Source organism: Pseudomonas sp. G2-4, from assembly GCF_030064125.1.
Lineage (GTDB): Bacteria > Pseudomonadota > Gammaproteobacteria > Pseudomonadales > Pseudomonadaceae > Aquipseudomonas.
Genome location: NZ_CP125957.1, coordinates 3064471 through 3087510 on the forward strand (window position 1 = coordinate 3064471; position 23040 = coordinate 3087510).

The window sequence follows — 23040 nt, forward strand, 5'->3', positions numbered from 1 at the left end:
CGATTGGCGATGGCCGGCAGCGGCCATCGCATTTTTTCTCAGGTATAGGCCAACAACCTGCCGCAGAGTATCACCGCAATCCACAACAGCATCGAGACTATGGCCTGGGCTCTGGCCAGGCCGGGCGCGGTGGCGTGGGTGTTCCAATGCCGGACCGAACGGTAGATGCCTATGTGAAACATGGCCGCATTGATGCCTGCCGCGGCAATCAGACTCAGCATGAGGAGAAACACGCCATTTCCAGCGAAGTCATGGGGATGAGCGCTGAACATCATCAAACCAGCGGGTACGATCAACAACAGTGCTGCAACCGCCCAGGTCAGCAGATGACGGGCCAGGGCGGTCACCGGGAGTTCCTTGGACAGCCCGAGCAGCCGCAGGTCGAACATCAGCACCGCTCCCACCAGCACCGAGAAGCCGATGATGTGCACCACCTCCACCAGCGGATAAAGCCACAGTTCGCTGCGCATGGCCAACCCCAGGGACGAATCGCCCAACCGGTCCAGCCAGCCTTGCGGGTCGCTACCCGCCTGGGTGCCTTGCATCAGCGCAACTCGGTGGTCTTGTCAGCGATGGTGATGCGTTCGGCACGCAATTCGTCGGGCTTATTGCGGTTCGGATAGCCGACCACGCTCGCCTGGTTGCCGGCGGCCAGCATGTCCTTCGATAGGCCTCGATTCTCCATGCGCGAGGGCGGTGCGAGGACGACGGTCCAGGTCTTGTCCGCTGTTTTCAGGCGCACGAAACCGTGGGGATGGGAGTAGCCGGATTCTTCTATCGTTCCGCTGAGCTGCAAGGCCTTGCTCGTGTCGTATTCGCTCCAGCCGTGATGGGCGAATACTGAGGTTGCAATCAGCAGCAGTGATAAACCGATGCAGCGAAAGGTGAGTTTCATGATGATCCTCCTGTCGGGTGTTTCGGTTCAGGCCGGTAGATTTCGCCAGACGTGTTCCTCATCGAGCTGGAGCGCTCGTTCCTCGTTTTGGCGGAACCGCCGATCGCAGTCGAGGAAAAATTCGTCGAGCTGTGGCGGCTTGAGGTCGGTGCCACTGAGCATTCCATGGACCTGGCCACGATGATGGATCTGATGTTCGAACAGGTGCAACAGCAGCCGGTCGATTCGCTCGCGTACCACACCGTCGACCCGCACCAGATCTACGCAGCGGGCGAGGTCTTTTTCCCGCAGGGATTCGCAGTAGGCCACAAGCCGCTGGTCGGTTTGGGCCTGGCTCTGCATGAGCTGGGCAAAGGGCAGGACCTCGGAGAAATCCTTTATCTGGCCGTCACGATCACCTTCAAGGGCGGTGAGGTAATAACGGTCCACTTCCAGAATGTGGCAAAGCGTGGCTTGAATGGACGGAAAGAAACCCGTGCGATGAGCCACATACTCGGCCTCGCTCAACTGCGCGCAGGCGTTGAGTAGCCGGTGATTGGCCCACTGGTTGTTCAGGGCCTGGGCCAGGAAATAGTTCATGGGCGGTCTCCTGTTGTGTCCGTAGACCTTTGTGGGAGCGAGCTTGCTCGCGAAGACGGAGGCCCATTCAGCATAGCCGTTTCAGGCAGACCGCTTTCGCGAGCAGGCTCGCTCCCACACAGGCTTTCTTACTTTCTTGGGGCCGGTCCTAAAGCCCCACATCCGGCAACACCGGCCGATTCGCCATGGCCTTGGCCATGATCTGCTCCACATACACCCGGTCTTCTTCCGGCAAGGCCAGGCGCGGCGGGCGGGTGAGGGCGCTGCCGCGGCCGGCGATGGCTTCGCACAGCTTGATGCATTGCACCAGGTCGGCGCGCGCGTCCAGGTGCAGGATCGGCATCAGCCATTCATAGATCGGCATCGCCTCGGCAAAGCGTCCGGCACGGGCCAGGCGGAAAATGGTCTCACCTTCTTTCGGGAACACGTTGGACATCCCCGAGACCCAGCCTTCGGCACCCACGGCGAGGCTTTCCAGCACCACGTCGTCGAGGCCGGCGAACAGCACAAAACGGTCGCCGACTTCATTGCGCACGTCGATAAACCGCCGGGTGTCGCCGGAGGAGTCCTTGAAGCACACCACGTTGTCGCAATCGGCCAGGGAAATCAGAATGTCCGGGGTCACGTCGTTCTTGTAGATCGGCGGGTTGTTGTAGACCATCAAGGGCACATCGGCATGGCGGGCCACGTAGCGGAAATGCTCGGCGGTCTCGAACGGCTTGGAGCCGTAGACCAGCGCCGGCATCAACATCACCCCGTCGACGCCGACCTTGCGCACTGCGTTGGCGACCTTGGCGGCTTGCACGCTGGTGAACTCGGCCACGCCGCAAATCACCGGCACGCGGCCGCGAGAGGCGTCCACCGCGACTTCGGTCACGGCGATTTTCTCTTCGGCGCTCAGGGAGGTGTTTTCCCCCACCGATCCGCAGACCACCAGGCCGGAAACGCCATCACGGATGACGTTGGAAATCACTTGGTGGGTTTTTTCCAGGTTGATGGAAAAATCGTCGTTGAATTGCGTGGTGACGGCGGGGAAAACGCCGCTCCAGTTGATGCGTTTGCTCATGGGGTGTCTCCGGTGGTTAAGGGGATTTCTCATATATGTAGAAAAAGTGAGTCGAATACAGCGCTTTTGTGGCGAGGGAGCTTGCTCCCGCTGGGTCGCGAAGCGGCCCTCTGGATTTGCCTGACACACCGAGTTGCCAAGTAGTTATTGGGGCCGCTTCGCAGCCCAGCGGGAGCAAGCTCCCTCGCCACGGGGGGATGTGCAAAGTTCAACATTCACGCGCCAGGCCAGGTGTCTGAAAGCCGATAGCCCTGCGGCCACGGGTCGGCGGGGTCCAGCAGCAGTTGATGCGTCCCGGTGATCCACGCCCGTCCGGCAATGCACGGATAAATTGCCGGGCGGCCGGCCACGTCGGTCAGTGAGTCGATGCGACAGTGGAACTCGGAACCGATGATCGAGCGTCCGATGAACTGTTCACCGACCTGCATCAAGCCCTTGGCGTGCAGCACTGCCATGCGCGCGGAACACCCGGTCCCGGTGGGTGAGCGGTCGATCTTGCCGGGCTGGATCACCACGGCGTTGGCGCCGGTTGCAATGCCGTTCTCCTGGACGATAGGCGCGGCGATCTGGCAGAACGAGATGTGCGACCAGTCGGGGTTCAGCGGGTGCACGAAGCCCAATTGTTCATTGGCGGCCCGGGTGATTTTCAGGCCGACGGCCACCAACTCGGCGGCTTCGTCCGGGCGGATGGCAAAGCCCAGGCGCTGGGCGTCGACGATGACAAAACTGTCGCCCCCGTAGGCGGTGTCAACCTGCAACGAGCCCAGGCCCTCGACTTCGATCCAGGCATCGAGGCGGTCGGCGAAGGAGGGCACGTTCTTGATCTCCACCCGTTGTACCTTGCCGTCGCGGCAGTCGGCCACGGCTTCGATCAGGCCGCCCGGCGCTTCCAGCACCAATCGGGTCTGGGGTTCGGTCATCGGCAGGATGCCGCTGTCCAGCAACACGGTGGCCACGCACAGCGAGTTGGAGCCGGACATCGGCGGCGTGTCGGCCGGTTCCATGATGATCCAGGCCATTTGTGCCCGCGGGTCCTTGGCCGGCACCAGCAGGTTGACGTGGCGGAACACACCGCCACGGGGTTCGTTGAGGACGAAGTTGCGCAGGGTCTGGTCCTGGGCGATCCAGCGTGACTGTTCCCACACGGTGGCACCGGGTGGAGGGGCAACGCCGCCGACGATCACGTCGCCGACTTCGCCTTCGGCGTGGCAGCTGACTACATGGATGATTTTTGATGAGCGCATTGGCTGCTCCTTGTGTTGTCTTTGCGGGCCTCATCGCGAGCAAGCTCGCTCCCACACTGATTGGTGTGCACCACAGAATCTGTGGAAGTGACCAGCTGATTGGTGTGCACCACAGAACCCTGTGGGAGCGAGCTTGCTCGCGAAGGGGCCATCCGCTATTTCACCGACTTGAGAAACGCCGCCGTCTCCGGCTGCATCGGATGGCCAATCACCTGGTCCGGCGGCCCGATTTCATGGACTCGCCCATTGCAGAAGAACGCCACGCGGTCGGACACGTCCCGGGCAAAGCGGATCTCGTGGGTCACCAGCACCATGGTCATGCCGTCTTCGGCGAGCATGCGCATGGTGTCCAGCACCTCGCCGACCAGTTGCGGGTCCAGGGCCGAGGTGGCTTCGTCGAACAGCATGTAGTCCGGCGACATCGCCAATGCCCGGGCGATGGCCATGCGCTGTTGCTGGCCGCCGGACAACTTGCCGGGGAAGGCCTTGAGCTTGTCCCCCAGGCCTACGTGTTCCAGCTGTTTTACCGCCAAGGCCTCAGCGTCCTGCCGGCTCTTGCCCAATACCTTGCGTGGCGCCAGCATCACGTTTTCCAGCACCGTCAGGTGGGGGAAGGCGTTCCATTGCTGGAACACGATGCCGATCTTTTGTCGCAAGCGATTGAGGTCGGTGCTGCGGTCATGGACCTCGACGCCGTCCACGCGAATGCTGCCTTTCTGGATCGGTTCCAGGCCGTTGATGCACATCAGCAGGGTCGACTTGCCGGAGCCCGAACCGCCGATGATCGATACCACTTCACCCTTGTCCACGGTCAGGCTCACGCCCTTGACCACTTCCAGGTCACCGAAGGATTTGTGCACGTTTTCGATCTCAATCATTTTCCTGCCACCTTCTTTCCAGGCGTGCGCCGAGGCGGGCGACCACCAGGCTCATGACGTAGTAAATGAGGCCCGCGATGCACAGCACCAGCAGGGGTTCCTGAATGCGCGTGACGATGGTTTGCGATGCACGCAGTAATTCGACGATGCCGATCCACATCACCAGCGCGGTGTCTTTCATCACGCCCAGCACCAGGTTCAGCCAGCCGGGAAACGCCACCCGGGTGGCAATCGGCAGGACGATGAAGCGCAAGTCCTGCAGGTAGCTCAAGCCCAGGGAACGGCTGGCCCGCCGGGTGCTCAATGGCACTGCGAGCACGCCGCCACGGACGATTTCGGTGAAGTACGCCGCGGCGTAGACCCCGAGCACAATGCAGCCGACCGCAAAGGCGCTGAGGTTCAACCCGACAATGCTCTTGAGGGAGTTGAACAGCACGAACTGGATCAGCAGCGGCACGCTGCGAAACACGTCCAACACCCAGGCCAGCGGCAGGCTGGCGCGCGGCATCAGCGCCCGCAACAGGCCGAACAGCAACCCGGCCAGGGTCCCCAGCAGGATCGACCAAACGGTCAGTTGCAGCGTGACCCACGCCCCGTCGAGCATGAACAAAAGGTCGTTAACGGTGAGGCTGGTTTCGAACATGACGGGCCCTCAGTAACGGAACAGGCGCCAAGACAACAACCGGGCGAGCCCGACGATCAGCTTGGCGATCAGGTAATACAGCACCGCCGCGAGGGCGAAGTATTCGAAGGTGCGGAACGTCTTGACGTTGTATTCCTGGGTGACGCCGGTGAGGTCGTTGTTCAGGCCGACCACCACGCCCAGGGAGGTCATCAACACCGCCCAGACCATCTGGTTGGTCAGCGGGTAGAACACGATGCGCAACAGCTGCGGGACGATGATCATCCGGTAGGCCTGGAAAGCGCTCATCCCCAGGGAGCGAGCCGCACGCATTTGCGTGTTCGGCACAGCCTTGAGGCCGCCACGAAAATTTTCCGCCAGGTAACCGGCATTGTTGAAGGTGATCCCGGCCAGCAATGCCAGCCAGGAACTGACATGCAGCCCGAGGGAGCCGAGGCCGAAGTAGAGGATGTAGATCTGGAACAACGACGGCGTGTTGCGAGCGATGGAGACCCAACCGTTGCCCACGCCGCGTAGAAATGGGTTGCGCGCCTGGCGCATCACCGTCAGCACCAGGGCGATCAACACACCGAAGATCATCGACAAGGCGGCGGTCTCGAAGGTTACCCAGGCCCCGGCGAGCATGTCGGGTAGGGCGCGCAGGGCCGGGCGCCATTGGAAGCTGTAGTCAAACATGGGTGGGGCTCTCCGTGCGGGCGGTGGGTTGCAGCCATATTGGCGGCTGGCCGCTGGCCGTGGCGGTGCACGCGGCCTCGACGCATTCAGCGAGGCTGGCAAAGTGCACGCCGCGACCGACCAGGCCCGGTGCGTAATGGGCGTACTTGCCGGAGTTGGTCATCAGGGTGGTGGCGTGAGGCGGGATCACCGGCTCGCCCAACATGCACCAGCAGGTGTCAGTCACCAGCACCGCGCCGAACGCCTCGATGGCTGTGAGGTGGCCGGCATGGCGGGCTTGTTCCAGCACAGCCCGGCCGCAGGTAATCGCCAGCACCACGTCCGGGTGTTTGATCCGGCCTGCGCAAAGGGTCGCCAGGGCGGCGAATTCGCTGAGGGAGAAATGCGGATTGCCCAGAGAGATCACATCCACATGGTTGTCTCGGGCGCTGTTGAGCTCGCGCCAACTAACGAGCAGGCCGGTGGCGTCGACAGTTTCCTTCGGCAGGCTGATACCGGCCTCCACGACATCGTCCGAGTCGAGGGCTTCCGGCGTCACCCCGGCAATGTGGAACAACGGCGCGGCGCTGGTGGTGGCGAACGCGGCGCCGAAGGCCTTGAGGTCGTCCAAGGTCGGGGCGGCGTGTTCCAGGCCGCGTATCAGCGGGATCCGACGGCCTGTCAGGCTGCCGATGTGGTAGCCCAGCAACGGATAGAAGCTGTCGTCCACGCGATCCAACCCCGGTACGTCTATGGTCAGTCTGGCCTTGCGCTGGTCGTCGAGATGACAGCCGGTCAACGGCGCCCGCCCGCATAGCGCAATGCAGATATCCAGGAAATCCGGGTACTTCTGCGTGCGAGCCCCCAAGACACTGTTGGCGTAGACCACCGCGTTGGATTCGGCCCAGACGATCTGCTCGCCGGCCTTGGGTGCGGTATCCAGCAGGTAGGGCGCGCAGGTGAAACTCAGTTGTGCGCCCATTGCCATGTAGGCATCGCCCAAGGCGCTGGCTGGCTCGCCCAGGGCCGGATCGACACCCAGTTCCCGCCAGCGGCGCTGGTCCACGGAAATGGCGTTGAGGGTGGTGGGCACGCGCACCTTGGCGCCCCACTGCACCAGTTGTTCGGCAAAGCGCAGACTGGCCGGGCCGGTGTAGATGCAGCCGTCGATGTGGGCCTGGGTCACGTCCAGCAGCTGCGTGGCGCCCTGGATGTCGGCCATGCGCAGGACGATCTGCATCGCGATTTGCGCCGCCTTGCCGTGGGCGCCGTCGAGCAGCGCCCGATCCTGTTCGGTGAGGCTGACAGTGGATGGCATGGACGGCTGCAAGGGCACGTTCGACCCATGCCAATGATCGTTGGGCCGCCGGCCCGACAAGGTCAGACTGTCGCCTTCGAGCCGCACAAAGCCTTGGCCGCGCAGCCTGTCGAACGCCTCGTGCCCCACGCACAACACCGGCAGGGAGCGTTGGAAAATCACCTGCGCCACCAGCACGCCCAGGGTCAGGATTTCATCGGCTTCGGCCAGCACCAGGGCGGCGGGGGCGTGGCCGTTGCTGATCAGTTCCATCAATACGCTGCTACCGGTGCAGGAGCCGCGTCCGCCGGGAATCGCCAGCACACGTCCGGCCAGGCGTTCGCCGCTCAACGGGTGGTGCCGGTCGATGACCTCGCCGCTGGCCGGGTCAACCCCGCCCCAGAAACTCAGGCCCACGTCGGCGAACAACAGGGTGCCCTGGGCGGCACCCTCCACCAGGCTGCGGCCTTTCACACGGACAGGTGTGCTTGGCATGCCGCGATCCTCAGTAATAAACCTGCGGCACGGTCAGGTTGGCCGGCGGGATGTCGGTGCCGACCCATTTGACGAACAGTTCCTTGTACCGGCCGGTACGCACCTGTTGGTTGACGAAGAGGTTGAGGTAGTTGAGCAGGCCGTATTCGCTGCGCTTGGCCCCGAGGGATACGTAGTCAATGACGTAAGGCGCGTCACCGGCGATCTTCAAGCCTTTGTACTTACCCGACTTGATGGTTGCGGCCGCCACGGTGTTGGTCACCACCGTTGCATCGATGTGCCCCTGGGCGACGGCCAGCAGGGTGTCGTTCTGCGATTGGTAGGCACGGAAACTGCCGCTGCCCCAACTCTTCTGGTCTTTCTCCAAGGCGATGGCTTCGTAGGTGCTACTGGTGTTGCCCAGGGCTTTGCCCTTGAGGTCGGCGTAGCTGTTGATACCTGTGTTGTCGCGGGTCAGCACGACCATCTGGAAGGCGAAGTAGGGCACGGTCAGGCCGACCGTCTTGGCCCGCTCCAGGGTGTCGGAAGTGGAGGCGACGATGACATCGGCGCGGCCGGACAATAGCGCGGGGATCCGGTCGGAGAAAGGCGTTTCTACCACTTCGGCGTCCACGCCGAGCACCTTCGCCAGATCGTGGCAATAATCCACATCAAAACCTGCCGGTTTGTTGCTTTCGTCGCGAAAGCCCATGGGCGGGAAGTCCAGGGTCACGGCGCAGCGCAGTTTGCCGGAGCCGATGATGTCGTCGAGCTTGTCGGCGTGGGCGGTTGCGATGAATAAGGGGGTAAGGACAATGCTGAGGGCTACGGCCAGTGCAGGGTTCTTCATAAATGCCTCGCTGTCGAATAAATGCGGTGAGATATCGTATTGAGGATTTCGTATACGATATTAGATAAGCAATCGGCGTGCCTGTTTGGTGGTCATTCGGCAGAGGGCTGATATAGAGGCTTCGATTCGAGACCGTGACAGGCTAGTCAGCGGGGATCCTGGCTCAGGGTGTTACAGATGGGAGCAGCCGCAGGCGCCAACGCCCCAATAGGGAACAAGCGTCAGCGCTGATTCTCGCGATATTGACTAGGGGACAGACTGGTCAAGGCGCGAAACTGACGGCTAAAGGCGCTGTGATCGGTGTAACCGCAACGCAAAGCGATTTCTGTGATGGGCAACTCCGAGTCCAGTAACAATCGCGAGGCTTCTTCCAGCCGCGCCTTGTGAATCATCTGCCGGGGCGTGAGCTGGAAGATGCGTTTGCAGTGCCGCTCCAACTGGGCCACCGATAACCCGGCGATGGCGGTCAGTTCGGCAAGGCTGATGGGGCGGGCGAAGTGATTTTTGATATGGGCATCCACCGCTGCCAGTTTTTGAAAGGCGGGGTGATTGGATTGGGGCAGCTGCAAGTCACGGGAAATACCGGCCAGGCCGACGATCTGCCCGCTCGGTTCGTACAGCGCAAGTTTGTGGGTCAGGCACCACACCGGCTGGTTGCCGTAATACAGGTGCAGCTCGAGTTGGTCGGCCAGTTCCCGGCCGCTGGCCAGTACCCGTCGATCCTGTTCGGTGTACAGCGGGCCAAAGCGCTCGGGGAACACCTGCTCAGCCGTGAGGCCCAGCAGCTCACCGCTGTGCTTGAAGCCACAGCGCCGGGCCAGGGTCTGGTTGACGAAGGCGTAGCGGGCTTGATTGTCCTTGATGAAAAACACCACGTCCGAGAGGGTGTCGAGCAGCGGTGCGATGGGTTGCAGGCTGCGCAGCAGGGTGTCCAGGTCGCAGGGGGCGAAGGAGGTGAGCGTGGGGTACATGGTCCTGCATCGCCTTTTTATGGGTGCGAGGGTGTTCGCGATAGTGGAGTGTCAATCGAAGATGAGGTGTCTGTCACGCCGTCATCGCGAGCAAGCTCGCTCCCACAGGTATTCGCGACGGATGCCAGTTGAGTAGACACCGCAGAACACAATGTGGGAGCGAGCCTGCTCGCGATGGCGTCGGCACATTCAAAATCGGTGCAAGCTGAGCCCCGCTTTCGCGAGCAGGCTCGCTCCCACGGTAGAGTCTCGGTGCGGTTCAAATGGGCGGGGTTTCTTCCAGGTTCAGCAAGGTCTCAATCCGTGCCGGGCTGAAGGGTGGGCGTGGTGTGGGTGACGACCAGCCGAACAGATGGTCCAGCGCGGCGCCGCACACTCGGCCTTGGCAAGCGCCCATGCCGCAGCGGCTTGCCAGCTTCGCTTCGCGCCAGTTTTCATGGCCGGCCAGTTCGCCATACGGTACATCTTCGCAACGGCAGACCAGTGTGTCGGCGCGGGCCAGGGCCTTGAGTCGTGCGTCGAGGGCGAAAGCCGTATTCAGCGCCTGGGCGAAATCCTGCCAGCGTGCGCGGCGAGGCCATAGGCGTTGAGCGGCTGCGGTATTGCCGACCGCGGCGTGGCCGGCGATGGCGCCTTCCACCAGGGCCAGTTCGCTGCCGCCGAAACCGGTGCATTCACCGGCGGCGTAATGTTCTCGGCGGCTGGTCGCTTGCCAGACGTCAACCGCCAGCGCCCGATTTTCAAGGGCACAGCCCAGGGCCTGACCGAGCAGGGTATTGGGAATCAGCCCGAAGCCACAGGCCAGGCGGTCGCAGGCCAGTTCAATCGTCTTGCCTTGCTGCAGCAAGCGCACGCCCTCGAGGCGCTCGCGGCCCAGCGCCTCCAGCACGTGGGTGTCGGTGCGGTAATGGTGGTCGAACAAACTGAATGATTGGAAAAACTTGCCCGGCCAGCGAGGCAATTGCGCGGCGAAACCGACCACGTTGACCCGACTGGCTTGCTCGGCGATCCGCAATACCTGCGCGCCTTGATGCTTCGCCGTGGCGGCACTGGCCAGCAGCAAGGGGCCGCTGCCAGCGATCACCAGGCGCTCGCCGCGCACCGGCAAGCCTCCCTTGATCAGCGCCTGCAAGCCGCCTGCCCCGGTTACACCGGGCAGCGTCCAACCGGGGAAGGGCAGCAACAATTCACGGGCGCCGGTGCAGAGGATCAAACGGTCATAGGTGATCTGCCAACTGCGCTCGGCATCTTCCACTAGCAGGGTGGTGTCTGTGGCGCAGGCAATCACTCGGGTGCCAGCGTGGCAGCGTACGTTGGCGCAGGCATGCAGTCGATCCCGCAGGCGTCGAGCTTCGTCGGGCAGGTTGGCCTGGGGACCGTCGCGCCAGATCTGCCCGCCCGGCAGCGGGTTGTCGTCCAGAAGCACGATACGTGCGCCGCTGCTTGCCGCCGCCAGGGCGGCGGCCATGCCAGCGGGGCCGGCTCCGATGATCAGCAGGTCGGTGGTTTCGTTCATGGTCGGGTTTGCACCTGCATGCCATCGCTGCACAACGTCTGGCAAGCCAGGCGTCGTCGGCCATTGATCATCACTCGGCATTCCTGGCAGATGCCCATGCCGCACAGGGGCGCGCGGCGCTGGCCGCTGACGGACGTGCGGCTGCAACCGTCCGCACCCAAGGCCAATGCCGCCGCGACGCTGGTGCCGTTGGCGACCGACAGGGGATGGCCGTCGAGGAATAATTCAGGCATGGAGCCAATACCCGTTGGTTAGGCGAATGTCAGGGAGAAACACCGATCCTGTGGCGAGGGAGCTTGCTCCCGCTGGGGCGCGCAGCGGCCCCAACAACGATCTGACAACTCGGTGTGTGAGGCCAATCCAGGGGACTGCTGCGCAGTCCAGCGGGAGCAAGCTCCCTCGCCACAAGGGGTTGTGTCGGGCTTCAGGCATGGGCCGGTTCTCCGAGGAATCGCTGTGGCAGGTAAGCTTGAGGGGCAAGCGGTGAGGTTTCGTTGAACAGTTGCGCGACCAGCAAGTCAGCCGTTGCGGGTGCCGTTGTGACACCCAGGCCTTCGTGACCGACTGCCAGCCACAAGCCCTGGCGTTGCGGATGCTGCCCCACCAGTGGCAGACCGTCGGGGCTGGCGGCGCGAAAGCCGGTCCAGGCGCGGATGCCGTTGAGTTGCGCCAACCCGGGCATGTAGTCCACGGCGCGCTTGAGCATCTTCGCCAGCATCCAGCCTTCCACCTGCGGATCAAGGGTGCCGAACTGCCGGGAGGCACCGATGAACAATTGCCCGGTTGGACGAGGCTGGATATTGCACGCCACCGACGGGCCGCTGGCGTTATGGGCGCTGGTGACATAACCCAGCTCTACCAAGGTATGGGTGACCGTGGGGGGGTAGCGATCAGTGATTAACAGGTGGCCTTTTTTCGGTTCGATGGGCAGCTCCGGGCACAGCTCGGTGGCCTGGATGCCATTGGCGAGCACCACCGCCTCGGCGCTTAACCAGCGCCCGTTGTCGAGGCGCACGCGCTGGCCGTCTACTTCACTGACCCGGGCGCGCTGCTGACGAATATTGGCCGTCTCCAGCATCCAGCGAGCGGCAGCCGGGGCATACAGGATGCCGTCGCCCTTGATCAGCAGCCCGCCCTCCAGGCCTTCGCGCAGCTCGGGTTCACGCTGGCGCAGGGTGGCGTGGCCGATCAGTTCACAGGCTTCGCCATGGGCCAGCAGGTTCAGGTACTTGCTGTGGGCCACCGCCATCTCCTCGGCATTGGCCGCTAGCCAGAGGGTGCCATTGTTGCGCCAGGCGCAACCTTTGGGCAGGGCCGGGGCCAGCTCGCGCCAGCGTTGCAAGGAGTATTGACTGAGGGCCAGTTCCGCCGGATTGTCATCCAGCACCAGCAGATGGCCCATGCCAGCCGCCGTAGCACCATGCCAGCCGGCATCCAGCACCAACACCTTCAAGCCCCGTTGGGCCAACGCCTGGGCACAGGCGGCACCGATGATGCCCGCGCCGATGACGATCACGTCGGCGACAGGGCCCTGGTTCACGAACGAATGCCCCAGGCGAACGGATCATCCGCATCGATGATCAGCGTGGTTTCGGCGCTGATGTAGGCGCGGCCACGGATGGTCGGCACGATGCGCTCGCCTGAGCGTTCATAGGATCCTTCGAACTCGCTGCCAATGACACTGGCCTGGCGCCAGATCTGCCCGGGTTGTAGTTTGCCGTCAGCGGCCAGGCAGGCCAGTTTGGCGCTGGTGCCGGTGCCGCAAGGGGAGCGGTCATAGGCTTTGCCGGGGCAGAGCACGAAGTTACGGCTGTCGGCGTGAGGGTCATCGGCGAACAGTTCGATGTGGTCGATCAGGCCGCCGTCGTCGCCACGAAACCCTTGCTGTTCCAGGGCCTGCTGCACGGCGTAGGTGTAGGCGGTCAGCGCGTCGAGGTTATCGCCCGCCACGCGCTGGCCATGCTCGGCGATCAAGAAAAACCAATTGCCACCCCAGGCCACGTCGCCCACCACCGGGCCGAGGCCGGGCACCTCCAGGCGCAGCGCCTGGCGATAACGGTAAGCCGGTACGTTGCGCACGCTGACCGAATGATCGTCATGCAAGGTCGCCTGTACCGTGCCCACCGGGGTTTCGATGCTGTGCACGCCGGGGCCGATCCTGCCCAGGTGGGCCAGTGACGCCACCAGGCCGATGGTGCCGTGGCCGCACATGCCCAAGTAGCCGCTGTTGTTGAAGAAGATCACCCCGGCACAGGCACTCGGGTCGACCGGTTCACAGAGCAGTGCCCCCACCAGTACATCGCTGCCTCGAGGTTCCAGCACACAGGCGGTGCGCCAGGCATCATGCTGTTCGGCCAGACGCTGCCTACGCTCGGCCATGCTGCCCTGGCCCAAGTCAGGAAAACCATCGGTCACCAGACGGGTCGGTTCGCCGCCGGTATGGGAATCGATCACGGTGATGCGTTTCATGGAGGGCCACGTCCGTTCAGGTGAGTGACGGTAAGCGTGGCTCGCGCAGGGGGTTGGCGGCTTGATGGATTTATCTGTTGCTCATGACGAAATCGGCACAGCCTCGTTTCAATGGCTGGAAGGCAGGAACTCGAACAGCGTCTTGCAGACCCCGGCGATGTGTTCGTCCAGCAGACCCACCGCACGTTCAACATCCCCGGCGCGGCAAGCCTTGATGATTTCCCGATGCTCGTGATCGGCACGATCCTTACCCGCCGAGAGACTCATCTGCATGCGCAAATAACGCTCCAGTTTGTCATGGACCGAGCGGATCAAGCTCACCAGGAAGGGCCGCTGTGCCGGTTCGTACAGACAGGCGTGCAGTTGCCAATTGAGTTCGGCCCAGCGACCGACGTCATCTTCACCGATGAACTCCTGGCAGATGCCTTCGGCCCGGGCGAAGGTCTCTTCGGTCATGTTCGGAATCGCCAGGCGCAGGACTTTGTCTTCCAGCAGCATGCGCACCTCGAACATCTGCGCCAGCTCCACTTCGGAAATACGCGTGACCATCGCCCCGCGATTGCGCTGGAACATCACCAATCCTTCGGCTTCCAGGCGCTTGAGGGCTTCGCGCACGGGAATCTTGCTGACGTTGAACTGACGGGCAATGTCATCCTGGCGAATCGGCTCATCCTCGGCGAAGTGCCCGGCGACGATGGCATCGCGCAGGTGGCGGGTGATGATCTCCGAAGTGGATGGGGTGTTGCCCAGGTCAGGCAGATTGAACTTGGATAAAGTCACGGCGGCAGGTCGTTCGGCTGAGGTGGGGATATGGTATACGACTTTGCCGGGATGGTCGTTGGGGCTATGAGTCGTCAGGTCGAACCCACTTGTGGCGAGGGAGCTTGCTCCCGCTGGGGCGCGAAGCGGCCCCGACAACCAGCTGACAACTCGGTGTGTCAGCCTAATCCGGGGGGCTGCTGCGCAGCCCAGCGGGAGCAAGCTCCCTCGCCACAGGTTCGGTGTTGGCCACAGGTTCGGTGTTCAGCCGTGGGACAGATAAGTCATGTAGGCCGGCGTCCGAACGATGATTAACCCAGTGATGCAAGCCCCGACAGCCAGCGCCACGCCAAACAATATCAACGCCACATCCGCGCCGAAATAATCCGCCAGTAACCCAGTCACCACCACCGGGATGCTGAACCCGACATAGGCGAACAGGAAGAATCCCGCGCTGACCCGGGCCTTTTCCATGCCGGCCATGGCCGTGACGGCTGACAATCCGCCCAGGTACAAAAAGCCATAGCACGCGCTGCTGGCGCCCAACGCGCCAAGCAATACGGCGGCCAGGGAGCCGACGCTTGCCCCCCAGGCCAGCAACCCATAGCTCAAAGGCAGGATCAACAGCCCCAAGCCAGTGGCCCGGGCCGGTTGCAGGCGACGAGCCCAGGGTTGAAAGATCAGCCCGCAGCTGATCACGGTGAAGGTCGACAGGCCGGACCACTGCTGCAAATCATGGGTCGCCAGCACCGAAGGCAGTATGGCGATGACCAGGCCCGAGGTCGCCCAGGCCAACAGCATGGAAAAACTGTAGGGCAGGCTGCCGGCGGGAAACAAGGGCAAGCGCAACAGCGGCGCGGTTTTGAGTTTCGCCGCCGGGTCCGGTAGCCGCCAGACCACGACGATGGCCGTGGCGGCCAACATCAGCTGCAACCAGAAGCTGCCAGGTGTGACGCTGTGATGGGCAGCCAGAAATAGACTGGTCAATGCCGCGCCCAGGCCAAAACCCAGGGAGGTGCTGGCAGTGACGCGGTTGGCCGGTGAGCGGGCGTCGCCAGTTGCCATGAGTTCAGTCATATAGGCTGTCGCCGTAGCCGAGGCCAATCCCGTACCGACCCCCATCATCAACCGCGCCACACCCAGCGCCACCAGATTCGGCCAGAGCAACGTCACCACGGTTGCCAGCATCGACAGGCCCAGGGCGATCAGGATCAATGGCTTGCGTCCCACCCGGTCGGCCAGCCCGCCGAAGGCCAGCAGCACCGGCAACACGCCCAGCACATAACCGGAAAACGCCACCGCCGTGGCCCCGGCGCCGTAGCCGGACAACTGCGCATAAGTGGTGTACAGCGGCGCCTGCAGGTTGACCGCCAGGGTGATCAGGCAAAGGCCGAAAGCCAGTCCCCAGGAATGTCGATGCTGTGGGTTCAAAGGTGTTCCTTTCTGGGGGGCTTGAGTGAAGTCCAGGAGGACTATCACGTGCAGGCCCAGCGCAAACAAGGAACAGCCCGAGGCCATTTGTGCTTAACTGTTCGCTCGAAATTCGAGAACACTTAGCCGAGAGCGCGTGCCGTGGACCTGAACATTGATCGCAACGCTGCCGAGCCCGTGATCCGGCAGTTGGTGACCCACGTCATGGGCTGGATACAGTCCCACGGCATCCGCCCCGGCGCGCGCATGCCCTCTATCCGTCAATTGGCCCAGGAAAATGGCCTGAGCCTGTCGAGCGTAATCAAGGCCTATGACCAACTGGTGGCCAGCGGCGTCCTGGAGTCCCGCCACGGATCGGGCTTTTTCGTGGCACAGCAGTTATCCCAGCCCCGGGCGCCGGGTATTGAATCGGACACGGCCGCATGGTCGCTATTCGATAATGAATCGGCGCAACTCAAGCTGGGGTGTGGCTGGTTGCCCGATGCCTGGCGTGACGACACGGACCTGGGCCAGGCTATTCGTCAGGTCGTACGCAGTGATAACCACGCGTTGTTCAACTACAGCACCCCGCTGGGTTCCGCTCACTTGCGCCTGCACATCCAAAAACGCCTGGGCCTGATCGACATTCACGTCGATCCAGAACAAATCATCACCACCCAAGGCGCCAGCCACGGCCTTGATCTGCTGGTGCGAACGCTCCTCAAGCCCGGTGACCTGGTGTTGGTGGAAAGCCCCGGTTACTACAATCTGTTCAACCTGCTGAAGCTGCACGGGGTCAAGACCCTGGCCGTACCCCGAACCGCCCAAGGTCCGGATATCGCCAGCCTGGAACGACTGCTGGGGGAGCACAAACCCGCGTATTTCTTCATCAACAGCATGTACCAGAACCCCACCGGCACCAGCCTGGCGCCGAGCGTGGCCTACCGTTTGCTGCAACTGGCCACGGCCCATGATTTTCGGATCATCGAGGACGACATCTATGCCGATTTCCAGAATGGCCCGACGTCACGCCTGGCGACCCTGGACGCCCTGGATCGGGTGATCTACCTGGCGAGTTTTTCCAAGACGCTGTCCAGCTCGTTGCGCGTCGGTTATGTGGTCGCCCAGCCCGAGATCATCAACCGCCTGGCCGAAGTCAAGATGGTGACCGGCATCGGTTGTTCGTTGCTGGCCGAAAACGTGGTGGCGACGTTGTTGGCCAATGGGTCGTATCGCAAGTTGATCCAACGCTTGCGCCAGCGCCTGAACAAGCAAATGGCGAGTACGCTTCGCCAGTTGAGCCCGGCGCACTGGGAGGTCTTCGCCGAGCCGACGGGAGGGCTGTTTATCTGGGCCAGACCTCGACAGCTCGATGCACGGCAGGTGCAGCAGATTGCGCGGGAGCTGCATATCCAACTGTCCCAGGGCTCGACGTTCCTGCCGCAGGGGGAGGTGTGCGATTGGCTGCGGTTGAACGTGGCATATACCCAGGATGTTCGGGCGCAGAGGTTTTTCCAGCGGGTTGCACAGGAGTCGATTGGGGCGGTGTCAGTGTTGTAGCGATGGGCAATTTTTGATTTCGTTTCAACAGCAACAGCAGGAAACCTCCAGTATCCATGTGGCTGAACCACCGCTATCGCGAGCAAGCTCGCTCCCACAGGTTTTTGTGTCGTGTGCAGATGCCGTAAGCCTCCACAAATCCATGTGGGAGCGAGCTTGCTCGCGATGAGGCCAGCCCATTCAATATTTTCATCGACAGTGACATCGCCTTCGCGAGCAGGCTCGCTCCCACAGGAGGAACGCGTTCACTCTAAGCCAGGCCGGCTATAAGGCCGTCTCGTCTGGCGTTGATCTGGGGCGCGCTGTTAAACCACGCTGGCCGAAGTGAGGGCATGCCGAGCCTAGGCGAGGCACCGAGTGGTGGGGCAAGAGCCTTTTGCTTACTTTTCTCCGGGCCGCGCAGGCCTCTCAAAAGTGACCCGCCGTAAGGGCGGGACCGCCAGTGGTCGTTACTGCAGCAACGGATATACACACGAACCTATCCCCAAAAAGAGCAAAAAAACCAGCGTTAATGGGAATTTATGTCAAACGTTAATGAGTTGCTGTATCTTTTCCGACACATTCTGTCAGCCTCCAATGCGGAGGCTTTTTTCCAGTAGGATTGTGCATCGATGCGTCGGATTCTCGTTTCACTGTGTATGCTCCAGGCTTATTCCGCTTCCACCTGGGCCGAAGAGCCAATCCCTGCCAAGCCGGCATCCCTTGAGCTGCAAGCCACGGATATCGTCGGCGCTTCAGACTACGAATCAGCACAGGGACCGGTAAAGGGCTACCACGCCACCCGATCAGCCAGCGCCACCCGTACCGACACGGCGATCCATGAAACCCCACAATCCATTTCCGTAGTATCCCGCGACGTGGTCGAAGACCTCGGTGCTACGCGCCTGCAAGATGCTCTTGATTACGCCGGCGGGGTAGGCCGGGCCAATAACTTTGGCGGCCAGGGCCTGACCACGTTCACCGTGCGCGGCTTCACCACCGGTGAGTTTTACCGCAACGGTTTCCCGATCAACCGTGGCTACCCGAACATGCCCGACGCCAACACCATCGAGCGCTTGGAGGTCCTGCGCGGCCCCGCGACCATGCTGTACGGCCGTGGCGACCCGGGCGGTACCTTCAACATCGTGTCCAAGCAACCGTTGGCCGAGCGCACGGTGACCCTGGGCAGCCAGGTCAGCGACCAGGGGATGCGTCGCGGTACCTTGGACGCGTCCGGCCCACTGGACGAAGAAGGGCGCCTGGCTTATAGGCTGAACGTGATCGGCGAGGGTGGCGACACGTTTCGCGACCACGTCGAGACCGAGCGTTATGGCGTCGCGCCAGTGGTGACCTGGCAGGTCAACGACACCACGCGCCTGACCTTCGAAGGCGACTTCATGCGCAACAATGCGCCGCTGGACCGAGGCTTGACCCATTACGCCGGCCAGCGCGGCACCGCTTCGCGCGATACGTTCTTCGGCGAAAAAGACGCCGGCAAACTGCACAACGACAACAACATGCTGCAGGTGCGTTTCGAACACATGCTCAACGAAGATTGGACCCTGGCCGGCGGTACCCAGTGGCTCGATGGCTCGTTGCAAGGCAATGCGGTCGAAGGCAACGGCATCGCTGCCGATGGACGTACCCTGGGCCGCAACTTCAACTATCGCAAACTGGAGTGGACCGACCGGGACACTCAACTCAACCTTACCGGGCATTTCTCCACCGGAGGCTTCGAGCACACGCTGTTGACCGGTATTGAGTACGAAGACTACGACTACCAATCCATCATTCAACGTTCGGCGCCTGGGAACGGTGCCTACCCGATCGATATCTTCGATCCGGTGTATGGCCAGCCACGCCCGCCGCTGACCCGCACCCCCACCCACGACCAGGAAAATCTCAAGACGTTGGGTGTGTTCATCCAGGATCAGGTGGCGCTTACCGAGCGGTTGAAGGTGTTGGCGGGAGCGCGCTTCGAGCGGTTTGAGCATAAGTACGAGAATTTCGCTACCCAGAATGGAGACTGGGATGCCAGCCACAACGCAGTCACTCCGCGCCTGGGAGTGATTTACGACCTGACCGACACGGTGGCTGTCTATGCAAACACGGCTCGTTCTTTCAAACCCAACACCGGTCGCAGTAGCCAGGGGGGCGGATTCAAGCCGGAAGAGGGCAAATCTTATGAAATGGGTATCAAGTGGGAAGCGCTGGATCGTCAGTTGAGCGTGGATGCGGCGGTGTACCAGATCGAAAAACGCAATGTGCTGACCCCGGATCCACAGGACGCAACACTGAATGTGGCCGCCGGTGAAGTACGCAGTCGTGGCTTTGACCTGAACGTGGCGGGAAATCTGACGCCGGAATGGCGCATGATCGGCGGCTACGCTTATGTGGACGCTGAAGTGATCAAGGACAACACCTTCGAGAAGGGTAGCCGTCTGCTCAACGTACCAAGGAATAGCTTCAGCCTGTTGAACGTCTACGAATTCCAAGACGGAGGCCTTAAAGGGCTGGGCTTGGGGCTTGGGGCCAAGTACGTGGATGAGCGGGCCGGGAAGATGGGCGCCAATCCGTTTTCCATGGACAGCTACACGGTTGTGGACCTGCTCGGCTACTACAAGGTCAACGAGCGGATTCGCCTCAACCTGGACTTGAAAAACCTGTTCGACGCCGATTATGAGGAAGGCGCGTTTGGTGGCGTCTACGCCTATCCAGGCGCACCGCGGACCGTGCAGGCCGGTATTTCCTACACGCTCTGAGTCCAACGCCTCATGAAAACCCCGAAGGTTCTGCCTCCGGGGTTTTTCTTTTTCACCACTTGCCCGAACTCATCCCTCCATCCACCGGCAATACCGCGCCGGTGGTGAAACCAGCGCCCGCGAGGTACAGCACCGCTTCGGCAATTTCCTCGATGGTGCCGACCCGACCGGCCGGGGCCAGGTGGTTGAGGAACTCGCGGTTTGCCGGGTCGTGCATCGGTGTGTCGATGATGCCGGGTGCCACCGCGTTGACCTTGATGTTATGAGGCGACAACTCAAGGGCCAGGGCGCGGGTCATCTGGTTTACACCACCCTTGATCAACACCGGCAGGGCCGCCGGCACCTGGATGTTCGGTTGCAGGGCCACCGCAGCGGAGATATTGATGATGAAACCTTGTTGGCGGCTGATCATGTGGGCGGCGGCGGCCTGGCTGGCGTAGACGAGGCCTTTGAGGTTGGTGTCCAGCAGCGCATCCAGGTCCTGGGGGCTGTATTCAACGAAGGGTTTTGGCAGGAAGAAACCGGCGTTGTTGACCAGGCCATCCACGGCCCCGAATGCCTCGATGGCTTGGGTGATGAGCGTGGTTGCAGTGGCTGGGTCAGCGATATCACCGGCCACGCCGATGAAACGTCCCGGATGGTCGAACTGGGCCGCTGCAGCGTCCAGGCCAGGCTTGGAACGGGCATTGCCCACCACGTTGTAACCCCGATCCAGAAACGCCTTGACCAGACCCAGGCCGATGCCGCTGGAGGCGCCGGTGATGATGACGGTTTTGTTGATGCTCATGGTTTGACTCCTGATCACGTTGAGTTGAAACCGCTGCGCCCGGGTGGGCGCTGGTTGAGATCAGGGTATTGATGCGCTTGGGTTGGATAAATGGGGGTTCTGGTACTTGAGTTGATACCTTGTGTAATTAATGGATACCTGCCACAGAGGAATCACCGGGCATGAAAAACCCGGTCAATCGGACCGGGCGTGTACAGGGTAAACGTTATTCCTTGGGAAGACTTCGATACTCCGTGGTCGTCATTCCCGCATACCCCCAGTTATCCGTATCGACTTCCTCGATCACGATATGGGTCAAGTGCGGGTCCTTGCCCAGCACGCGCTGGAGGGTCTCGGTGATTTCGGAAATCACCTGGGCTTTCTGCTCACGGGTGACGCCGTCGCGGGTAATACGCACATTGACGAAAGGCATGTTGCACTCCTGCTGCTGGGAAATGGGGCGCAGGAACATTCCCACGCTGCCGAGGACCACTGTATTTATACGGCACAGACTGATAAACAGGCATCTGGCATCTTCAGTTGATACGCGGTGTAACGAATCATGAAACGTCACTTCGAAGACCTGCAATTGGGCAGCATAGAGCTGTTCTGCCTGGCGGCGGAGGCAGGCAGTTTCACGGCAGCGGCTCAACTGGCGGGCGTTACCCCGGCAGCGGTGAGTCGCTCGATCTTTCGCCTGGAGGAGCGCCTGGGCTCGCGTCTGTTTGTGCGGACCACGCGCAGCATCCGCCTGACCGAAGCCGGCAAGACCTATTTCGAGCAATGTCGGCAGGCGTTGACGCAACTGGTCGAGGCGCAACAGGAAATGATGGGTGCTCAATCGGTGCCGGCCGGGCAACTGCGCATCAGCCTGCCTACCACCTATGGTCATCACCGGATCCTGCCGTTGCTGCCGGCTTTCCGGGCGTTGTATCCGCAAGTCAGCGTCGATCTCCACTTGAGCAATCGAAACATTGACTTCGTTGCCGAAGGTTATGACCTGGCCATCCGGGTACGGGCTCAGCCGGACTCTTCGATGATCGCCAGGTTGCTGGAAGATGCGAATCTGGCCGTGGTCGCCTCACCCGACTATCTGCGCAAGGCCGGCACGCCGCAGACCCTTGAAGACCTGGACGATCACGAGTGCATCCAGTTCGAATTGCCCAGCAGTGGGCGACGGATTTCCTGGTTGTTCAAGGTGGATGGCAAGGAGAAGGAGGTATTTGGCCAGGGCAGCTATTGCTGTTCGGATGATGTGCTGGGCGGGGTGACGCTGGCGAAGCACGGTGCGGGGTTGTTCCAGACCTATCGATTCATCGTCGAACAGGAACTCGCAGATGGACGCCTAGTGGAAGTGTTGCAGCCGTTCGGTGGCCGGTCACGGCCCTTCACCTTGTTGTACCCCCACGGCCGGTATGTGCCACAACGGGTGCGTGCCTTCGTGGATTTCCTGTTGGAGTACCGGGAGCAATGGTCCTTGGCCTGACACAAGGTGCCAGGGCTGAAAAGGCATCCCTGTGGCGAGGGAGCTTGCTCCCGCTGGACTGCGCAGCAGTCCCCTGGATGGACCTGACACACCGAGTTGTCAGGTCGTTGTCGGGGCCGCTGCGCGCCCCAGCGGGAGCAAGCTCCCTCGCCACAGAGATTTCCAACCATCAGATCGCGATTAGAACCGAAACGCCTGACGACCAATCAACAACCACTTGCCATTCTTCTGCTTCTGCCAAATCTGGAAGTTCTCGATTTCTGTCGGGACCACTTCAGTGCCCTTGAGCGCCTGGGCCGAGAAGTGGTGGCGCACCAGTGCTACATCACCGGACAAAGTGATTTTCTGGTTCTTCATTTCCAGGGTCTTGAACGCGCTCTTGCCCGTTTCGATGTCGGCGATGAAGGCTTTCTTGTCCTGGATGTTCCCGCTGGAATGCCCGTAGGTCAGGTTCTCGGCGGCCAGGGCCTGGAGTTGCGGAATGTCTTTGTGCAGCATCGCTTGGGTCAGGTGATCGACGGCCTGGGCCACTTCCTGCTCGGCCGATGACGTGGCTGCCGCTGCGTAGCCGCTGAACAGGCACAGGAAGCTGACGATCAATGTCGCTTTTTTCATGGGGATTTCCTTGTTGTTGTAGGTATCGGGAACGTACGAGCGTTTGGACTACGCTCATCGGTCATCGTACAACTTGTCGAGGACGACGGGAATAGACTTGCTGTTGGGCCACTTATGAAATCAACCAGGCCTGGTCAAAAGAACATCGGTGGATGGACAACAAGGTG

General features: G+C 61.8%; 23 protein-coding genes. 3 read left to right on the forward strand and 20 right to left on the reverse strand.

Annotation, left to right across the window (positions count from 1 at the left end; genetic code table 11):
* Window positions 1-38 precede the first annotated feature (38 nt).
* The 17 genes from QNH97_RS13130 to QNH97_RS13210 all read right to left on the reverse strand — a co-directional run bounded on the left by QNH97_RS13130 (window position 39) and on the right by QNH97_RS13210 (window position 15726).
* Window positions 39-545, reverse strand: a complete 507-nt coding sequence (locus QNH97_RS13130; RefSeq protein WP_283557214.1) for a DUF6644 family protein — start codon at window positions 543-545, stop codon at window positions 39-41.
* Window positions 545-895 carry a DUF6152 family protein gene (locus tag QNH97_RS13135; protein ID WP_283557215.1) on the reverse strand — a complete coding sequence of 117 codons (351 nt, stop codon included), beginning with the start codon at window positions 893-895 and terminating at the stop codon, window positions 545-547. The genes QNH97_RS13130 and QNH97_RS13135 overlap by 1 nt, the downstream gene beginning before the upstream one ends.
* Before the next feature lie 27 nt (window positions 896-922).
* Window positions 923-1474, reverse strand: coding sequence for a DinB family protein (locus QNH97_RS13140; RefSeq protein WP_283557216.1), 552 nt, complete (start codon window positions 1472-1474; stop codon window positions 923-925).
* A 148-nt stretch (window positions 1475-1622) separates the two neighbouring features.
* A complete protein-coding gene (locus tag QNH97_RS13145; RefSeq protein ID WP_283557217.1) occupies window positions 1623-2540 on the reverse strand; it encodes a dihydrodipicolinate synthase family protein in 918 nt (305 codons plus the stop codon).
* Window positions 2541-2755: 215 nt separating this feature from the next.
* Window positions 2756-3784 carry a trans-3-hydroxy-L-proline dehydratase gene (locus QNH97_RS13150; protein ID WP_283557218.1) on the reverse strand — a complete coding sequence of 343 codons (1029 nt, stop codon included), beginning with the start codon at window positions 3782-3784 and terminating at the stop codon, window positions 2756-2758.
* 155 nt (window positions 3785-3939) lie between these two features.
* Window positions 3940-4662, reverse strand: a complete 723-nt coding sequence (locus tag QNH97_RS13155) for an amino acid ABC transporter ATP-binding protein (protein ID WP_283557219.1) — start codon at window positions 4660-4662, stop codon at window positions 3940-3942.
* A complete protein-coding gene (locus QNH97_RS13160; RefSeq protein WP_283557220.1) occupies window positions 4655-5305 on the reverse strand; it encodes an amino acid ABC transporter permease in 651 nt (216 codons plus the stop codon). The genes QNH97_RS13155 and QNH97_RS13160 overlap by 8 nt, the downstream gene beginning before the upstream one ends.
* Before the next feature lie 9 nt (window positions 5306-5314).
* Window positions 5315-5980, reverse strand: a complete 666-nt coding sequence (locus QNH97_RS13165) for an amino acid ABC transporter permease (RefSeq protein ID WP_283557221.1) — start codon at window positions 5978-5980, stop codon at window positions 5315-5317.
* Window positions 5973-7751 (reverse strand): cis-3-hydroxy-L-proline dehydratase, encoded by a 1779-nt coding sequence (lhpI, locus tag QNH97_RS13170; RefSeq protein ID WP_283557222.1) that lies wholly within the window; start codon window positions 7749-7751, stop codon window positions 5973-5975. The genes QNH97_RS13165 and lhpI overlap by 8 nt, the downstream gene beginning before the upstream one ends.
* Before the next feature lie 10 nt (window positions 7752-7761).
* Window positions 7762-8580, reverse strand: coding sequence for an ABC transporter substrate-binding protein (locus QNH97_RS13175; protein WP_283557223.1), 819 nt, complete (start codon window positions 8578-8580; stop codon window positions 7762-7764).
* Window positions 8581-8801: 221 nt separating this feature from the next.
* Window positions 8802-9551 (reverse strand): AraC family transcriptional regulator, encoded by a 750-nt coding sequence (locus QNH97_RS13180; protein WP_283557224.1) that lies wholly within the window; start codon window positions 9549-9551, stop codon window positions 8802-8804.
* A gap of 259 nt (window positions 9552-9810) precedes the next feature.
* A complete protein-coding gene (locus QNH97_RS13185) occupies window positions 9811-11067 on the reverse strand; it encodes an NAD(P)/FAD-dependent oxidoreductase (RefSeq protein ID WP_283557225.1) in 1257 nt (418 codons plus the stop codon).
* Window positions 11064-11300, reverse strand: coding sequence for a 2Fe-2S iron-sulfur cluster-binding protein (locus QNH97_RS13190; protein WP_283557226.1), 237 nt, complete (start codon window positions 11298-11300; stop codon window positions 11064-11066). Before QNH97_RS13190 ends, QNH97_RS13185 begins: the two co-directional genes overlap by 4 nt.
* Before the next feature lie 191 nt (window positions 11301-11491).
* On the reverse strand, window positions 11492-12607 hold the full coding sequence (locus QNH97_RS13195) for an NAD(P)/FAD-dependent oxidoreductase (RefSeq protein WP_283557227.1): 1116 nt from the start codon (window positions 12605-12607) through the stop codon (window positions 11492-11494).
* The gene (locus tag QNH97_RS13200; RefSeq protein WP_283557228.1) at window positions 12604-13536 is read right to left on the reverse strand and encodes a 4-hydroxyproline epimerase; all 933 of its coding nucleotides are present in this window, start codon (window positions 13534-13536) and stop codon (window positions 12604-12606) included. Before QNH97_RS13200 ends, QNH97_RS13195 begins: the two co-directional genes overlap by 4 nt.
* 108 nt (window positions 13537-13644) lie before the next feature.
* Window positions 13645-14316 carry a GntR family transcriptional regulator gene (locus tag QNH97_RS13205; protein WP_283557229.1) on the reverse strand — a complete coding sequence of 224 codons (672 nt, stop codon included), beginning with the start codon at window positions 14314-14316 and terminating at the stop codon, window positions 13645-13647.
* Window positions 14317-14559: 243 nt separating this feature from the next.
* A complete protein-coding gene (locus QNH97_RS13210) occupies window positions 14560-15726 on the reverse strand; it encodes an MFS transporter (protein ID WP_283557230.1) in 1167 nt (388 codons plus the stop codon).
* 141 nt (window positions 15727-15867) lie between these two features.
* Between QNH97_RS13210 and QNH97_RS13215 the strand changes: the two genes are divergently transcribed.
* A complete protein-coding gene (locus QNH97_RS13215; protein WP_283557231.1) occupies window positions 15868-17265 on the forward strand; it encodes an aminotransferase-like domain-containing protein in 1398 nt (465 codons plus the stop codon).
* A gap of 611 nt (window positions 17266-17876) precedes the next feature.
* Window positions 17877-20006 (forward strand): TonB-dependent siderophore receptor, encoded by a 2130-nt coding sequence (locus QNH97_RS13220; RefSeq protein WP_283557232.1) that lies wholly within the window; start codon window positions 17877-17879, stop codon window positions 20004-20006.
* A 52-nt stretch (window positions 20007-20058) separates the two neighbouring features.
* On the opposite strand, the gene QNH97_RS13225 is transcribed toward QNH97_RS13220, so the two are convergent.
* Window positions 20059-20793, reverse strand: coding sequence for an SDR family NAD(P)-dependent oxidoreductase (locus tag QNH97_RS13225; protein ID WP_283557233.1), 735 nt, complete (start codon window positions 20791-20793; stop codon window positions 20059-20061).
* Window positions 20794-20998: 205 nt separating this feature from the next.
* The gene (locus QNH97_RS13230; RefSeq protein WP_025213530.1) at window positions 20999-21205 is read right to left on the reverse strand and encodes a tautomerase family protein; all 207 of its coding nucleotides are present in this window, start codon (window positions 21203-21205) and stop codon (window positions 20999-21001) included.
* Between the two features lie 129 nt (window positions 21206-21334).
* On the opposite strand from QNH97_RS13230, the gene QNH97_RS13235 reads away from it, so the two are divergent.
* Window positions 21335-22258 (forward strand): LysR family transcriptional regulator, encoded by a 924-nt coding sequence (locus QNH97_RS13235; protein ID WP_283557234.1) that lies wholly within the window; start codon window positions 21335-21337, stop codon window positions 22256-22258.
* A gap of 180 nt (window positions 22259-22438) precedes the next feature.
* Here the strand turns inward: QNH97_RS13235 and QNH97_RS13240 are convergent, their stop codons facing one another.
* A complete protein-coding gene (locus tag QNH97_RS13240; protein WP_283557235.1) occupies window positions 22439-22873 on the reverse strand; it encodes a nuclear transport factor 2 family protein in 435 nt (144 codons plus the stop codon).
* Window positions 22874-23040: the final 167 nt, after the last annotated feature.

Coding starts and splice junctions, on each gene's coding strand:
- QNH97_RS13220 (WP_283557232.1), top strand. CDS start 17,877: ATGCGTCGGATTCTCGTTTCACTGTGTATGCTCCAGGCTTATTCCGCT.
- QNH97_RS13230 (WP_025213530.1), bottom strand. CDS start 21,205: ATGCCTTTCGTCAATGTGCGTATTACCCGCGACGGCGTCACCCGTGAG.
- QNH97_RS13240 (WP_283557235.1), bottom strand. CDS start 22,873: ATGAAAAAAGCGACATTGATCGTCAGCTTCCTGTGCCTGTTCAGCGGC.
- QNH97_RS13165 (WP_283557221.1), bottom strand. CDS start 5,980: ATGTTTGACTACAGCTTCCAATGGCGCCCGGCCCTGCGCGCCCTACCC.
- QNH97_RS13175 (WP_283557223.1), bottom strand. CDS start 8,580: ATGAAGAACCCTGCACTGGCCGTAGCCCTCAGCATTGTCCTTACCCCC.
- QNH97_RS13225 (WP_283557233.1), bottom strand. CDS start 20,793: ATGAGCATCAACAAAACCGTCATCATCACCGGCGCCTCCAGCGGCATC.
- QNH97_RS13180 (WP_283557224.1), bottom strand. CDS start 9,551: ATGTACCCCACGCTCACCTCCTTCGCCCCCTGCGACCTGGACACCCTG.
- QNH97_RS13190 (WP_283557226.1), bottom strand. CDS start 11,300: ATGCCTGAATTATTCCTCGACGGCCATCCCCTGTCGGTCGCCAACGGC.
- QNH97_RS13130 (WP_283557214.1), bottom strand. CDS start 545: ATGCAAGGCACCCAGGCGGGTAGCGACCCGCAAGGCTGGCTGGACCGG.
- QNH97_RS13200 (WP_283557228.1), bottom strand. CDS start 13,536: ATGAAACGCATCACCGTGATCGATTCCCATACCGGCGGCGAACCGACC.
- QNH97_RS13140 (WP_283557216.1), bottom strand. CDS start 1,474: ATGAACTATTTCCTGGCCCAGGCCCTGAACAACCAGTGGGCCAATCAC.
- lhpI (WP_283557222.1), bottom strand. CDS start 7,751: ATGCCAAGCACACCTGTCCGTGTGAAAGGCCGCAGCCTGGTGGAGGGT.
- QNH97_RS13155 (WP_283557219.1), bottom strand. CDS start 4,662: ATGATTGAGATCGAAAACGTGCACAAATCCTTCGGTGACCTGGAAGTG.
- QNH97_RS13135 (WP_283557215.1), bottom strand. CDS start 895: ATGAAACTCACCTTTCGCTGCATCGGTTTATCACTGCTGCTGATTGCA.
- QNH97_RS13235 (WP_283557234.1), top strand. CDS start 21,335: ATGAAACGTCACTTCGAAGACCTGCAATTGGGCAGCATAGAGCTGTTC.
- QNH97_RS13160 (WP_283557220.1), bottom strand. CDS start 5,305: ATGTTCGAAACCAGCCTCACCGTTAACGACCTTTTGTTCATGCTCGAC.
- QNH97_RS13185 (WP_283557225.1), bottom strand. CDS start 11,067: ATGAACGAAACCACCGACCTGCTGATCATCGGAGCCGGCCCCGCTGGC.
- QNH97_RS13145 (WP_283557217.1), bottom strand. CDS start 2,540: ATGAGCAAACGCATCAACTGGAGCGGCGTTTTCCCCGCCGTCACCACG.
- QNH97_RS13150 (WP_283557218.1), bottom strand. CDS start 3,784: ATGCGCTCATCAAAAATCATCCATGTAGTCAGCTGCCACGCCGAAGGC.